The organism is Paraburkholderia sp. IMGN_8, assembly GCF_038050405.1.
GTDB lineage: Bacteria > Pseudomonadota > Gammaproteobacteria > Burkholderiales > Burkholderiaceae > Paraburkholderia.
Genome location: NZ_CP150901.1, coordinates 3557118 through 3571873 on the forward strand (window position 1 = coordinate 3557118; position 14756 = coordinate 3571873).

The following is a 14756-nucleotide window of genomic DNA, read 5'->3' on the forward strand; positions in this document are numbered from 1 at the left end:
GTGGCGAGCAGCAAAAGCCACCGCGACCGTGACGTGTGAGCTCCACGGGGCCACGACATCGCCCGGTATCAGGGCGAAGACCGAAAACGCCGCGTCGCTGCGCACCGACTGTCCAGCTTCGTGCGAAACGCGTGTCCAGCTTCCGCCAGTCACGCAGTCAGTCGCGCACCCGGCGCGCTACGCCTTCTCCGGCTGGCGCAGGTTGCACATGACCAGCGTGTTGAGCATCAGCGCGATCTGTTGCAGGCCGAGCGCATAGTCCCCAAGTTGCGCGTCGCTGGGGATGGACCCGCCACGCGCGGCACCCGCCCGCTGCGATGCGCCCAGCAGCAGGGCGTTGGTGGCGATCGAGACATAACCCGCCGCCGTGTTCGCGCTATCCGCGAACATCAGCGCACGAAGCCCCGGCGATGTCGCGGTGGGAATGGTGCCGATCTGGCGCGTCGCGCGGTCCAGATACCGCCCTGCCAGCCAGACGTGATAGAGCGGACTGCGCACGCCGGCCGTGGTATCGGGCACACCCGCGGCAATCTCGCGTTCGAAGGCGGCGGCATCGTCAGCCGGCACCCGGGGCAGCTTCGCCCGCAGCAGCACCATGGATTTCGCAATGTCGGAGGCACCGGTCGCCCGGAGCTGCTGGCATACGCGAGCCGCGTCGCTGAGTACGCCCGCTATCGGTCCTTCGGCCGCGACGGCTGCCAGCGCAGCCATCAGGACGGGCAGCGCAACGGCTGCCATGCGGAGATACGGATTCGTCATTTTTGCCGCTCCGTATCGAGCTCGAGATTACGCCCCGCAGCCACCAGCCTGACGGGATCTGTCTGTTTCCACTGCGATTTCGGAACCAGTACCGACCACTCGGCGTCGGAGGTATCGCGAAAGAACGCCGCCACGCCCACGTAGTTCGCCGCCTCGTCCATCGGTTCAGATAGCTTCAGCGTCTGCCCCGGCCCCAGCGTCATGTCCCGGCTCCAGAGCGTTGCCGCTTTCAGCGCATCGCTGCCGCCGAGCAGTTGCGCGTAGCTCGCCGTTGCAAAGGGCCGCTCATCCTTCAACTGGTAGATGCGCAGCACGACCGGCAGCGACGCGCCGCGCGTGTCCTGATTCAGTGCGCTGCGCGCCACGATGACGAGGCTCATCTGCCTGACCTTCGTCTCGAATACCGCGCGCGTGGCGTCCGCGGTTCCATCCTTCACCGACTGCCACATCCCGCACGCCGGGAGGGCCAGCGCGAGGCCCACGCCGAGCGCGCCCCGCATGATCCGGGTGCTCATCAGAAAGGCGCTCCCTCGAAGTCGATGCGCGGATAGACCGTCTCCTTGCCGTCGATCATCAGCACCAGTTGCATGGAAAGGTGGAAGCACGCGTAACGTCCCATGAAGCGGTTGAGCACGTCACCAAACAGCACCGCATCGCCCGGCCCGTCGAAGGCGGTCGCGTCGAGCTCAACGTGTACGCAGGCGATCCGTTGGACGTATGCACGTTCCACCACCTGCTTCTCGGAGAACCGCACATCCCTGATCGCCTCGATGCGTCGCGAAACCCCGTCGTCCGGTGCCCAGTCGTAGAGCTCCAGCGTCTCGTGCAGCGCCGGCGCGCCTTCCATGTGAATCCGGTTCAGTTCGTTCGCACCGCCCGCCGTAAAGTGGCCGAGCACGCGCCAGTCATATCCCGGGTAGTAGCGCGGCGGATAGAGCGGCAGGGTCGGCGCCGTCAGGTTGCGCACCGACGCGATGCCGGTAAAACCCGATACCGTTTCGGTGATCGTTGCCTCGGCAAGCGCCATACGCGGCAGGCGTCCGTTGTTCGCGAGCGCGCGCACCGTCAGGTAGCGGTCCGGGTGGGGACGGTCCTCATCGTCCTGAGCATTCCGGTATGTCCCCGCCCATAGCTGGCCCGCCAGCGTCACCCACAGTTCCCGCCCCCGCGCGCCGAAACGCGTCGAGGTATGGAAGTACCGTTCCGGCTTCTCGTAACACAGCATCCAGCCGCGATGCCGGAAGCTCGTAAACGCCCGGTACTCATGCCGTGCGCTGTCCTCCGGGTGGGCGGCGATGACCGCGAGCACGTCGTACGGCTCGACGTAACCCGCGACGCCTTCCTGCACGCGGACGCGGTGTTCCCGGTCATGCCAGTCGGCAGGCTGCAGCGGCAATGCGTCGACCTCGAACAGGTTGATGACGGGTGTACAGAACAGGCGGAAGCTGTCGCGACTGACCGGATGATCGCCGGGCATGCGAGCGGCCAGCTCGATCTCGAAGGTCATCTGCGCTTCGCCCGCCGGCAGCACTGCGGTATCGAAGCCGCACAGGTCGACGAAGTGGAATTTCTGCGGAAACGCGAAATACTCCAGCATGGTCTGCTCGCGGTCGAGCTGCTGGTCACGCTTCGGGTCCATGACCGGCCATAGCCGCGTCGACGGGCCGAAGCCCGCAGCCTCGAAGCACACACTATCGAGTCGCTGCAGTTCGCCGTTGCGCACCGACGGGAGGCGCAGGCTGATTGACGCGACCTGGCGCGTCAGCGCCGCGTACAGCGCCGCAGCGGCGGGGCGGTCACCATGCAGGTACAGGCGGATGCGCGAGAGGTCCATGCGCTCGCGCTGCTCTCCGAGGCAGAGGCCGAACGTAAGGCGGATGACGGTGCGCCCGTCGGCGCGTACCGCGACGTGCGCGTCCTCCACCGAGAGCGGCAGCAGTTCGACGGCCTGCGTCGTCCGGTACAGGCACTGCACCACATCGGGACCGACGGGCGCCGAGCGCACCACGGCCCCGGCGGGGATCTGCGCCGCCGTCGAGCCCGTGCGGTTCAGGGGCGTGCACTCAAGGATCGACAGGGAGGGAATCGCCCGCGCCGCGTATTCATACAGGTTATCGAGCAGCTCGTCGGTAACTTCCGGCATCCCATCGTCGAGCTTCATGCGCAGCCGCGCCATGAGCAGTGCGAAACCTTCGTAGACCGCACGCATCGGCCCCTCGGGTTCGCCGTAGAGCATCCCCATGCGCCGCGCGGCGTCGGGATGGGCCTGCGCAAACTCGCGGCCTGCCTCGCGCAGATAGCGCATTTCCCCGTCGAAATACCTGAGGAACGGCGTCTCATGTTCAAGCTGGTGCTTCTTCCACGGCGCGGTCATGGTTGTAACTCCGGGGGCAAAGGTGGCAGGGAGGGCAGTCCGGATATCACTCCGGCACGGCCCGTCACGAAGATGCGCTCCGGCATGCGGAAACCGCGCAGCCTGAGCAGCTCCAGTGGCCCCGCCCCCGCCTGCGTGCGCAGCACATAACGCAGCGGTGCCGCCGTACCGTCTGGCGTGTCGCCGGCCGTGGCGGAAGCAGCCTTCGCGGCCTCGCTGCCAGTCCCGGCATTCCAGACCAGTTCGTAGCGCGTATCGTCGAGCGGTCTCACCTGGGCTTTCTCCAGCATCCGCAGGAACGCCCAGTCGCCTGTCGCGTCGAACGCGATACGGAGTCCCCCGTTGAGCGTCTGCCAGGTCAGCAACGCGTGGCCGCTTAGGCCATTGCCCGGCCACGCGAGCGGCGACCAGGTCTCGTGCTGGTTGAAGTAGACGACCTGTTGCCCGTCTACCGTCAGCTCCGTGCGCGTCACGCTGGGCGTCGGCTGCGGCATGATCTCGAAGTGATAACCGGCCTCGCCCTGCGCATAGAGGCGTGCGCCCAACGGGCCGATCAGCCGCAGCATGGCGAGGAACTTCGGGTCGAACTGCAGCGACTGCGGCGCGAGTTCGTTGGGTACCCACTGGTCGCCCTGGCGCTTGAGCACGCCGGACAGTTCGACCTCGATAAAGCGGTTGATCAGCCCCGTGTCGGCCCGCACGTAACGACCGAACTCGGCAAAGGACGCGTCCGCGCTCGTCGGCGAGAACGGATAGCGTGAGGCGAACGTCGTCGCGAAGGGCGCTGTCACGCCCGCACGCCACGCCTCATTCAGGCTCGCGGCGGCAGGCTGGAGAACGGCTTGCCAGGCTGCGTCGAGCGGCTGCACGAACATCGTCTGTCCGAAACCTGCCCACTGCGCACCGAGGCTCGCAGCGGTCAGCGCCGCGTCGTCGCGCGCCTGCGACAGATCCGAGAGCTTGCCCTGGAAGACCGCCTGCGCGAGCGAGCGCGCCATCGCCTGCGCATCCGGACTCGACTGGATCCGCTGCAGCTTCAGGCGCACGGTCGTATCGGCTGTCAGTACGCGCGAAAGACTGACGCCGCTAAACGCGGCGGCGTTGGCCGGGTTGCCGTTGACCGCCTTGCCGCTGACCGCTGCCGCGTTTGCGTCGCCGAGCAGCGCCAGCAGCGGGCCGAACGAGCGGTCCAGCGGGTTCACTACGGGAGCCTGTGTCGCATCGCTGCCACTACCGCCGAGCAGCCCCTGCGCCTTGCGTACAAGCGTATCAGTCAGCGCCTGCGAGGGACGGCCCGCCTCGCCCTGATACTGCACCGACTTCATGACCGCGAGCAGCGGCGAAGTCTGCGCATCGGTCAGGCGCGTCAGCTGGTCAATCACGCCGGAGAAGCTCGTCGCCGGGATCCACTGGAAGCTGTTGAGCATGGTCGTCCAGGCCGCCGTGTAGTCCGTGAAGTAACGCTCGCGCAACCGCTGCCTGAGGTCGTCGGTTTCGTGCTTCGCATCGAGCGCGGCGCGCGCCGCGTCGACCGTTCCTTCAACGACGGTAGCACTCACCTGGGCGGTCGGTTGGTCGCCGCTCAGCACCCAGTCCGCCTTGACGTGCTGCCCCTTCGCGGCGGCGTCGATGGCCCTCCCGATGACACCTTCCCAGGCTGCACGCGTAAAGATGCCCGGCACCGTCTGCGTCGTCGTGAACAGGCCATGCGCGTCCGACCCGGCGAGCAGCGTCGCGAGCGAGACGTCCGCGTACTTGCCGCGCGCGTCGTCGAGTACGCGCTGATAAAGCACATCGTCGCTCGCCGCCAGACCAATCTGGTTGACGAGCGTCGAGCGCATCTGTGTGACGAGCGGTATCGACGTGCTGATCCGCCAGTCAGGATGTGCCTTGAGGTGGTCCGCCCAGAAGCCCGCAAGCTGCTGCGAGGTGTCGAGCCATTCGCCGGCGCGCATCCCGACTACGGCGGGCCACACGTCCAGCATCTGCGCCTTGAGAAACGGCGCGTCGGCGCGTGCCGGCGTGGCGAGCATCAGGTAGGCCCTGAGTCGGTTGTAGGCGAGCTGCTGTGCATCGTGGCTCTGCTGCTCGTCGGCGCGGACCTGCGAGAGCTGCGCGAGCTGCCCTTCCAGCGCCTGCACGACCGGTTGCCGCAGGTTACGCAGGGCGACGGTCCTGTAGGGCTGCCACAGCGCATCGAGCAGGTCATCGTTACGCGAGAGGCCTGCGCGCAGGTACCACGGCACCCCATGCTGACGCCGGTATTCGAGCGTGTCGATCTGATGCTGCAGAGCGAGCAGCGTACGCATCGCCCGCGGTGTGCCAGGCGTAGTCGCCAGCGCCGCTGTCGCAGTCGCTTCGGCTTCCTTGACGAGTGTCCGGTTGCCGAGGCCCGATACGATCAGCGCGACCGTCCAGACGACTGCACAGGCAAGGGCGCCCATCGCGAGCGCGTCGGGCCAGTAAAAGCCGGCGCGGCGGCCCCGATAGTTAGGCGAGCCTGCCGCGATCTCCCGCCACACCGGCAGCAGGGCCGCTGGCTGTTCGCGCGTCACCGTCTGTGCGGGCGGCCCTTCGACTGGCTGGACGGGCGTGTCGTCTCCGTTGGCGACTGGTACCGGCACGACGGACGCACCAGGAAAGACCGGCGCGAACATGACGCCTGCCAGCGGCGCGCGCAGCCAGTTTGACGCAGCCAGGCCCTGCAGGCCCTCGGCGATGCGTTTGCAATGGTCACCGACGTATTTCGAGATCTCCAGCATCCAGGTCGTCCACTGCGGCTCCCCGCACAGGCGTACGCCTGCGTGCGCCGTCCTCTGCTCGACCTCGTCCAGCAGCGCCGGCAATCTGGCGGCGGCCTCCTGTGCCTGTTTGCGCGTATCGTTCGGCATGAAAGTACCGACGGCGTCGAACTGCTCCGACGGGCTGCCGTGCGCCTCTACCGGGTGCAGGAATGTAACGGGCGCAGCCCAGCCGAGCGCGGTGGCAAGCGTTGAGAGCGTGCGGGGCAGTTGCGTATCAGCTTCGTCGGCACGGACAACCTGCACCAGGCCATCGACCGGGCGGCGGCGGCGCAGTTGCCGGATCTGGCCGAGCCACTTCCCGGCCTCGATGCCGTCCGGTGCCGCGTGGACGAGTACGGTCTCGTCGACGTGCATGACGCCCGCCTGTTTGAGGCCGGGTGCGACCTGATCGACCCGCTCGTCCGTACCGTTCACCATCAGCCAGCGCAGGCGGCGGCGCCAGAACCAGCCTTGCGCAACGCGCAGTTCCTCGGCCATGCGTTGCAGGCGCGCGTCGCGCTTGAGCGGCCTGGCCGTCGTTGAGGCTGCCCCCTTCTCGCCGGTTCGAAGGCGCAACAGTCTGGCAGCGCCCGCGTATGCGCCGGTCGATATCGCGACCAGATGAATGATCACTATGACAACAAGCAACACCGGAATGCTGATCAGTACCAGTGTGCGAGGCGTGCCATCTGGAATGCCGAGACGTTCGCTCCGGAACCAGACCAGCACGAGTGCGGCAACGGCAAGAACCAGGGCTGCGAGAGGCAGGCCCCAGATTGCAACCCGGCTCGGAGCTTCCACGGTGGAGGCGGCTTGAGGCTCCATGTTCTGCAGGTTATTTTTGGGTATCGCCATGCGTGGAAGCCGTTTGATCTTGGGGTAAGACATGGAGAATGGCCGACTGCGGGCCATCGACGACGAGCTGCGGTCCGTCACTGGCACCAGATTCGATGGCAGCGGCAATCGCCAGCAGGCCGTTCGCTGCGCGCATGTCGCCGACAATACGATCCAGCCGGCACTGCGCGGCGTCTTTGGCCGCGGCCACAAACCCGGCGGCGCTCAAGGCTCGATCACAGTATTCAACCGGACGGGTTATCCACGCACGCTTCACTGAAGCAGCATCGGCTTTGCCCCAGCTCGCGGAGTTCGCGAAGCCGTATTCGGGTTCACCGGCATCGCCTGCAACGGGCCTGTGCAGCACAGCTTTTCTGCTGACCTCCTGCGGAAGCCTGAAATAGCCGGCGTCGAGCAGCACAGCGGCGCACCCCTCGGCGAGGCCTTCATTGATGTCGTCGTCGTACCACATTGCCGCGACGACGAGAAGCGGACGGTATTCGCGCGCATCGAGCCAGGCATCGGCCGCCAGCAACCCGTCAGTTGCCGGGACCGCCTGAACCTCAAGCGGCGGAAGCGCCGCCAGACGCATCGCGTCACGAACCTGGGCCAGACGCACGCTGGCGACTTCCGGCTCCGCCAGTACGCGCACCTGGGGCCAATATGCCTTTTCGTATCCCGTTAATGCCTGAATGCTCCCGACGAGCGGTTCAAGCGCAACACGGATCATCTGCACAACAGGAGCAGCCTTCGCCAGCACCGCTGCGTCACTCGCCTGGCCTTCCTCTTCATCCGTCATGGACGGACCAGCCAGTAACGGGTCATTGTCCTCAAAACGGTTGCACAAAACCTTCCCCGAGCCGTGCCGCGGTGCCTGCGCCTTCAGGATCGATCTTTTCCCTGCGAGCACGTCGGACAGGGATTTACTGCCAAGCGGCAGACAGTAACCTGCGCCTAGTACGTGCAGCGGACGCTGCGCGAACCTGATCTTCTCCGCGAGCCAGCGATCACGGTGATGGTTGCGCCAGTACGCGCGATACCACAGCACCTCGTAGCCTGCACGACCAAAGCCGAGCAGGACAAGGAACAGCCCGTTCGGCGCCCCAACAATCCAGCTCCAGAACCTGAGGCCGCTCGCAGGCTCGCCTTTCGGCCAGGCGAGCAAAACGATCACCGGGCCGCACACATTGCAGACGAACCAGGTAAATGCCCACGGCCAGAAACGCATCCGCCGGGGATACGCGTGGGGGCGCCCTGCGGGAGAGAGGTCGACGGGCATTATTCGATGTCGACGTTTTCCAGCGACGAGAGAAGGCGGCAACCACAGGCACAGCGGTAATGATGCATGGCGGCGGGTTTGCCATCGCGGTCGGGGAACTTGTCGTAGCCCTCGTCGATAGTGGTCGGTCCGTGCTGGTCACAGATCGCGTCGTCGCCCTTGCGGGCAAGCGGCCTGCCCATGAATTCGGTCCATGGGGAGCCGCCGGTGACTTCGCCGCCGTGTTCCAGTTTGTCGCCTTTGCGGATGGGAGATTGCATATAACGGTTGCCTGATTGATTGGATTCCATATTACTTCACCGCGGCATCGACAGATTTCAATTAACGGCTATCGAAAAACAGAGAAACTTTATTGTCGCTTACCGGATGATTCAGGAGCCTCCGATTAAAAACCACCGACCCCAATTCCTTCGAGCAATTCAGGAATTCTGTCACTCTCTTTTTTATTAAGCTTCGCTTTTACAACTTCAAAAGAGAAACATGCCAAACCCCCTTTATCTGGACATATCAGGAAATAGTCTGGAATATTTAAATTTTCTTGATCACCGAAAACTGAGTTTACGTATGCGATAGTTCCACTCCAACCCTTGCCCTCATACCTTCGCTGCCAGACAACGTTGCGCGCGTAGCGCCCACCTGAATCTGCCTGGGCAATTTCCTCGGCTGCAGTCGGCCTCTGTGCCACACCCTGCTTCGGCGCAGCAGATCCAACCGTGAAGCATCCGAACGAAAGCTTTCCGTGGATTGGTCTATCGGCGGGTTTCAACGAAACGTAAAAATCAAACGAAATTATCTGATCATTTATTTTTGAAGATGATTTTGAAATTTCGCTCAAAATATTTTTTCCGAGCACATACCCACACTGATTCGTCAACAATGACACATTACTCTTCAAATCGTCCGGCTCGTGATTTATCGACTCCGCACTTGCCCCCAAAATCAAAGAGAAGAATAAGACACCTGTCAACACGATGTTTCTCATAACACCTTCCTTCGTGAGAAATTTTCCGGCCACATTAGATTCTCCTGATTCGGCCCTTTGAAAAAAGGAACATCGGCCAGCACCATCAACGCATTCGTGAATGACGTTGATCGATCCACCAGACCATTCATGTTTGGGGGATTCTGTCCTGTAGAACCCGGATAATTCACCGACGCAGCACAATTCGTAAAGGACTGGTTGTAGTACCACACTTTAGTTCCAGCATTTGTACGAATGATCCTTCTTTCATTTATGCCGGCAATATCCGCATATTTATTGGCACTATCCACCTTCGGACGAAGCGGATAGGTCTCCGATGGCATTGATTTTCCGGACCAAACCCAATAGGCACATGCACTATGGCTCGCATGAAAAACATCTCTCCCGATTTCGTTGCGCCACCGTAGCTCCTGCGCCCCCGGTGGCAAACTCGGACCGCGACCAAAGAATCTAAAGTACCTATAGTAATTGTTATTGCCACCTCCCATATCCCCGTGGGCATTTGTTAGCTGCAAGAATCCCCGCCCGAACCAACCATTATGCAAATCCGTCGCGTCATCGCTACGGTTTCCCTCCGTAAGGTAGTGAAACCAGCCCGTTTCCTGCGTGGCATTTGCAATGAAACATGCCTGTCGAAGAGGGGTATCAAGTTTGAACTTTCTCATCGAATTGTTCAAATTTGATCCGTATTGATCGACCAAAGACTCGGCAAAGCGTAGATTTGGCTGCTCCCATACCCCCTGATGGTTTGAATTGTGCGATCCCGGTTTTCTAATAACGAAGAACGGAATGAGCTGGAGCATCTCCTTTTTGCTCAACCAAGCGCATTTTCTGAAATGCCGGATAAACGCCAATGGGTGGAAGTACCAGAGCTTCTGTCCGGCGAGTGGCGTGTGGTCGAGAAACTGGAACTTGCTCAGGAATTCAATGAACCTGGTGTACCCGTTCGGGTTGGTATCCTTCTGTTTGCCAAAGAAGCCATCCGGATCGTTCAATCCCTGGTACCGCGCGTCGTTGTTGGACGGATCCCACTCGCTGCGCGCCTTGCACACCAGCCCTCTTAGCTTTTCGCGCATGCCCTCTGCGTTCTGTACGTAGCCTGCGAGCTGCTGATTCGCAGCGTTATCGTTATTCTTGTCGTACTCGAGCGGTTGGATCATGCCGGACGTCGCCTGCGGATCAGCAACGCCGGTCAGGCGGCAAAGTTCATCGTACCCGCAGAGCCCATCGTGATTGAACGGCGTGTTGTCCTCGTCTACCTTTTGCCACTCCTTGAAGAACGGGAAATCGGCGTCGGACAACTTCTTGATCGCGTCCGGCGCGATGTTGATGTAGCCCTGCGTGCCGTCCCCGTCGAACGGCACCGCAACCCAGGTGGCAGGGGCCGCACCCGAAGCGACCGAATGTGAAAGAATGCGCCCAAACCGCAGCATTTCATAGCCGTCACTCGGACAGGCCGAATAAAGGGCTACCGAGCGGTCATAGAGGTCGTACTCGTACTGCCTCGTGTCGTTGTCGTACGAGTCCGCGATAGGGTCAGGTGTGAGCAGGGTAACGTTGTCGCTGTTGCCGCAATCGATCCACGCCTGCGTATAGCGCCGCCCCTTGTTGAACCAGGCCTCGACATAAAGCGTGTCGTGTTCGCCAATTGAGCCGCCAGGTAGCCGGGGGAACCAAGTGTCATCCGCACCTGCCGGCTGCTGCACGAAATCCTGTGGACCTTGAATGACGAAATAGGTATGCCCCCAATAGTCGCTCGACGTAGGCTGAACGGGGTTCTTCTCACCGAGCTGAACCTTGTGGCCGTCCTGATCGAACCAGGCAATGAAGTCCTCGTCGCTCATGAAGATCTCGAAGTGCAGATGCCGCACACCCTGATGCTGGCCGACATAGCCAAGCATGTCCTTGCGATACACCTTTTTCGTGCCGCCTGGCTGAACGCCCCCATCCTTGCCTCCCGCCGTGTCGAGCAGCCATCTGGGAAGAGCATTTGGCGATCCTTCCTCCGGCGGATGGTTTGGCTGTGGAGCAAACTGCTCCTGGTTGGTCATGTCCAGCAGGTGCATGTAGAGCGAGTAATACGTAATCGACCGCCCGTCACCTGTGTCGGTCTTATGCCTGAGCAGGACAAAGCCAGCATTCGAGTTCAGCAACGGCTGCCCGGTCGTCGGATCAGTCGTGCCGTCGGATAGGGCGCTCTTGCAGACCCGGTAGGCCACAACGTCACCATCGGCGATGGCCCGCACCTGTTCGTGCTGCTCTCCCGGATCCAGATGAATGCCGCAGTGAAAACGCCGGTCGAAGGCGACCGGATAGACTCCGTGATGGCCGATCTCGAACTGATCGACGGCATCCATCATGGGGTCCGGCTTTGACGCATCGTTGGACGTCAGACCCGAAACAGGCAGGAACGGAGGGCTGATGATCATGGGCTTAGTGAGACGAGGAGTACTGGTCGGAAATTTTCAGGCTGCTCTTCGGCAGGGACGGCAGCGGCGTAGGGGCCTTGTCCGGCCCCTGGAAGGAGAACGACGCTGCCTTGATGGTGAAAGCGCCCGGGCAGTGAAACGTCATGTTGCCGTTCTCGATGACAAGCGAGGCCCCGCCGCTGTTGAGCGTGATCTTCGACTTCGCCGCGACCTGAACGTCCGCGCCCTCACTGGCGACACGCAACTGCTGCTTCGCGAACAGGTCCATTCCGTCCGTGAGCGCTGCAACCGAGACTTTCCCCTTTGCCGCAGTCAGGCTCAGGCCAAGCTTGTGCGCACACAGCGAAATCAGCTCGCCCGCCGCCATGCGTAGACGTTTGGTAATGCTGACGTCCATGTCCTTGCCTGCGGTGACGATCACGTTCTCGCCCGCCGAGTGCTGGGCCGATTTAGGCGTAACGAACGCCATGCCGCCCGGTGCGCTCGCGAGCAGCCCCGCGTCGCGAAGCTGGTTCAGCCCGTGGAGGAGCGCCACCTGTGTGGCGCGGTCGGCAGGGTCGGCACCGGTCTGCGTAGTCGCCGTCGCGAGATCCGTCACGCGCTGCAGGGCGGCCTTTAGTTGCGCGACGGCGGCAGGCATGTCCAGGTGCGGCGTGTCGGCCCCGGCTGCTGCGTCCGCCGAGAAGAACAGCCCCTTCGCCGCGCGCATCGTGCCCCACGCCTGGGCCGTAATCTCGAACCCTTCCCCGCGCTGGAGCTTTTTGCCGTTGAGCAGATAACCGAGATTGACCGCCGACTGGCTGTACACTGTCGCGATCCGCGCACTTTCCTTGCCCTGCAGGTCGTTGAACACGATCTCCGCGCCGCGCAGCGGCGAGCGCCAGATCGCGTAACTGAACATGGCCTGCGCCCCGTGCACCACGTCAGGATGGGAATAGTCGTGCAGGGCTCCAGCTATGTGGATACGATCCACATCGTGGTGGGCCGCATCGAGGATAACCTCGGTCCCCGGCAGCAGGGGCGAATGGAAGCCGCCCTGATAGGACGAGGACGGACGCAGCAGGCGCAGCTTCAGCAGTTGCTTGTCGGTATTGCCCGATCCCTGCAGGAACTTGGGCAGCACCGGATAGCGCCCGTATTCGTCCATACACCCGTAAGGCGCGGAGTCAAACGTCGTGACAACTCCGACAACCGGACCCTCCAGAAAACGCCAGTCCCGCTCATAAACGAATCTGGGACGATACGTCAGGTGCGCGGGCATCGCCTTGAAGCGGGTATGCGCGGGCTGCGTGCGGCTGCCTTCCATCTTCATCGAAGTAATCACGAAGCCATATTCCGCGCTCGCCAGCTTCGTGTTGGTCAGCTTCATGACCACGCCCGGTGCGACGCCCTTCGCGTTGGTCGTACCCGAGAGCGTCGCCTGCCGCGCGATCTGCTCGTCGCGCCGCGTCTGCGCGAGCGCCTCGCCCTGCTCCTGCGTCAGATGGAACTCCGCGCTGCGGCTGATCTGCCCGAATACCGACCGGTCGTCAGCGTCATCGGAGACGCTCGCCGTTGCCCGTAGCGGGTCCTCCGGTGTGCGGTAGTTGCGCTCCCACAACTCAAGCGTGGCCGCCACCAGCTCGCGTTGCTCGCTGACTTCGAGTACCGCCTCATGCCAGTTGCTGTTGAGACCGGAGTTGGCCAGCAGGGGCACGTTGATCGAGCGTATATAGGCGCGCGGATTGTCCGCAATGACGAGCGTGTCAAGCTGTCCCTTCCGGCCTCGCCCCTGCTTGTAGAACCAGAAATAGCCCTTGCGTTTCGCGTGCCGTGTCACGAGATTCCAGACGGACTCCTCGTACATCACGACCTGTTCCATCTTCTCCTGCTCGCCTTCCAGCTGGAATTCGACATCGAAAGCGTCGAAGTTCTGCCGGTCGATCAGCACCTTCGTCACCAGTTCCTGGAACGTCACGTCCTTGAAGGTGTCCGACCTGACCATGCGCTTGCACAGCGCGGCAAACCGCGGCTCGATGCGCAGCCGGTAGGCGGCCTCGTCGCGGCTCACACGGATACGCTTCCAGCGCGTCACCACGCCGTTGAATGTGGCCGCCTCATGGTCGACGGGTTCGACGTAGCTCGCCGAGGGGACTGCCGCCCGCTCGTCGATCTGCAGGCCCGCCCGCCGCCCGACGCATTGCTTGCCGTCGATATCGAGGCGCTGCGACGTCACCGTGATGTCGACCGTATAGTCCTTGCAGAAACCCGCGCGCACCTTGAATTTGAGCACGTCGAGGCCGAGGTCGAGCGTGCCGATCCATATTTTCAGATGCTGGGTGAGCCGCGCGCTCGGGTGGCGCAGCGCATCTGTAAAGCTCTTCGTCACAGCATTCATCACGCATCCCTTGTCCGGTTGAAAGGAACGAGGCGAAATCGTTGCATTCGCAGCTACGGGCAGGAAAATCTAGGGTTGCAACGATAAAAGGTCAATCGGCCTGACTGGCCAGCGTCTGAAATTTTCAACAGATCTGCTAAACAACAATAAATAGGAGTTCTGTTGTTTTTTGAGATTCAGTTACGTGATACGCCCAATTCTTGGCGTGCTACTGACGCACCGGCGGCGCAAGGAGGTTGCGCACGGGGACGGCCATTCGTGCAGGCTCTCGCGACGCGGGGCGCTATTGGGCAGCATCGCGCCGTCGCGGGCGCGTGACCCGATATGCTCGATAACACGTTCGACGACCGTGAGTGCCTGACGCCCGGCGCCGTCCATCTCCACCTGCATGACCTGCCACGTGAGGTGGCCTAGCTGCTGATGTCGTGTACGCGCTCCGCCTACGAGCCACGCTGGTACGCACGCCCACCGATGACTCGCCCTTGCCATGCAGGCGGCCCCTCCCATTTGAGTGTAATTCCCACTTCGGATAGTTTCACCAGTGCATCGAACTTCGCGGCAAGCGGCAACAAAGGTTCCCATCCGCAATATTCAATGATTGCATGGGCCGCGTAATGACCTACGCCAGACAGGTTCACGGCTTCTCTCGCCAGCGGGACGCCCCCCGTGCGCCAAGTACCGCATACGCCCACCACAACCATTGGGCTCCTCTGAAGTGCCACGTGGACTCGCGGTTGTCCGTAACCCGCATGAGCGTGTTGGGATATCGTTCGCGGTGCCGGGGAGTGTCGGCGATGCGCACCGGAAGTGCTGCGAGCAGGCGCTCCTTCGTCACCTGTTGCGGCTTGCCAGGCATGGCGGGTAGTGCAGCGGCCGTCGCATCGACATTGGCGGCAAGACGCTCGTCGTCCGGCGACACAGTTTTCGTCGTGGACTTAC

At 62.6% G+C, this 14756-nt stretch carries 10 protein-coding genes; all 10 read right to left on the reverse strand.

Annotated elements, in window-relative coordinates; translation table 11 throughout:
- Nucleotides 1-177: 177 nt before the first annotated feature.
- The 10 genes from WN982_RS37135 to WN982_RS37180 all read right to left on the reverse strand — a co-directional run bounded on the left by WN982_RS37135 (nucleotide 178) and on the right by WN982_RS37180 (nucleotide 14736).
- Nucleotides 178-759: a hypothetical protein gene (locus WN982_RS37135; protein ID WP_341316946.1), complete on the reverse strand. Its 582-nt coding sequence runs from the start codon at nucleotides 757-759 to the stop codon at nucleotides 178-180.
- A complete protein-coding gene (gene tssJ / locus WN982_RS37140) occupies nucleotides 756-1274 on the reverse strand; it encodes a type VI secretion system lipoprotein TssJ (protein WP_341316947.1) in 519 nt (172 codons plus the stop codon). The genes WN982_RS37135 and tssJ overlap by 4 nt, the downstream gene beginning before the upstream one ends.
- Nucleotides 1274-3133, reverse strand: a complete 1860-nt coding sequence (gene tssF / locus WN982_RS37145; RefSeq protein ID WP_341316948.1) for a type VI secretion system baseplate subunit TssF — start codon at nucleotides 3131-3133, stop codon at nucleotides 1274-1276. The genes tssJ and tssF overlap by 1 nt, the downstream gene beginning before the upstream one ends.
- Nucleotides 3130-6771, reverse strand: a complete 3642-nt coding sequence (locus WN982_RS37150) for an ImcF-related family protein (protein ID WP_341316949.1) — start codon at nucleotides 6769-6771, stop codon at nucleotides 3130-3132. Before WN982_RS37150 ends, tssF begins: the two co-directional genes overlap by 4 nt.
- On the reverse strand, nucleotides 6752-8029 hold the full coding sequence (locus WN982_RS37155; RefSeq protein WP_341316950.1) for a hypothetical protein: 1278 nt from the start codon (nucleotides 8027-8029) through the stop codon (nucleotides 6752-6754). The genes WN982_RS37150 and WN982_RS37155 overlap by 20 nt, the downstream gene beginning before the upstream one ends.
- Complete coding sequence (locus WN982_RS37160) at nucleotides 8029-8289, reverse strand: PAAR domain-containing protein (RefSeq protein ID WP_341319550.1); 261 nt, start codon at nucleotides 8287-8289, stop codon at nucleotides 8029-8031. Before WN982_RS37160 ends, WN982_RS37155 begins: the two co-directional genes overlap by 1 nt.
- Before the next feature lie 125 nt (nucleotides 8290-8414).
- Nucleotides 8415-9011 carry a hypothetical protein gene (locus tag WN982_RS37165; protein WP_341316951.1) on the reverse strand — a complete coding sequence of 199 codons (597 nt, stop codon included), beginning with the start codon at nucleotides 9009-9011 and terminating at the stop codon, nucleotides 8415-8417.
- Complete coding sequence (locus tag WN982_RS37170; protein ID WP_341316952.1) at nucleotides 9008-11440, reverse strand: hypothetical protein; 2433 nt, start codon at nucleotides 11438-11440, stop codon at nucleotides 9008-9010. The genes WN982_RS37165 and WN982_RS37170 overlap by 4 nt, the downstream gene beginning before the upstream one ends.
- Before the next feature lie 4 nt (nucleotides 11441-11444).
- On the reverse strand, nucleotides 11445-13817 hold the full coding sequence (locus tag WN982_RS37175; RefSeq protein ID WP_341316953.1) for a type VI secretion system tip protein VgrG: 2373 nt from the start codon (nucleotides 13815-13817) through the stop codon (nucleotides 11445-11447).
- Nucleotides 13818-14451: 634 nt separating this feature from the next.
- On the reverse strand, nucleotides 14452-14736 hold the full coding sequence (locus WN982_RS37180) for a hypothetical protein (RefSeq protein WP_341316954.1): 285 nt from the start codon (nucleotides 14734-14736) through the stop codon (nucleotides 14452-14454).
- Between the last annotated feature and the right edge of the window lie 20 nt (nucleotides 14737-14756).

Excerpts from the sequence above, each read along its gene's own strand:
- WN982_RS37135 (WP_341316946.1), bottom strand. The coding sequence starts at position 759 with ATGACGAATCCGTATCTCCGCATGGCAGCCGTTGCGCTGCCCGTCCTG.
- tssJ (WP_341316947.1), bottom strand. The coding sequence starts at position 1,274 with ATGAGCACCCGGATCATGCGGGGCGCGCTCGGCGTGGGCCTCGCGCTG.
- tssF (WP_341316948.1), bottom strand. The coding sequence starts at position 3,133 with ATGACCGCGCCGTGGAAGAAGCACCAGCTTGAACATGAGACGCCGTTC.
- WN982_RS37150 (WP_341316949.1), bottom strand. The coding sequence starts at position 6,771 with ATGGCGATACCCAAAAATAACCTGCAGAACATGGAGCCTCAAGCCGCC.
- WN982_RS37155 (WP_341316950.1), bottom strand. The coding sequence starts at position 8,029 with ATGCCCGTCGACCTCTCTCCCGCAGGGCGCCCCCACGCGTATCCCCGG.
- WN982_RS37160 (WP_341319550.1), bottom strand. The coding sequence starts at position 8,289 with ATGCAATCTCCCATCCGCAAAGGCGACAAACTGGAACACGGCGGCGAA.
- WN982_RS37165 (WP_341316951.1), bottom strand. The coding sequence starts at position 9,011 with ATGAGAAACATCGTGTTGACAGGTGTCTTATTCTTCTCTTTGATTTTG.
- WN982_RS37170 (WP_341316952.1), bottom strand. The coding sequence starts at position 11,440 with ATGATCATCAGCCCTCCGTTCCTGCCTGTTTCGGGTCTGACGTCCAAC.
- WN982_RS37175 (WP_341316953.1), bottom strand. The coding sequence starts at position 13,817 with ATGAATGCTGTGACGAAGAGCTTTACAGATGCGCTGCGCCACCCGAGC.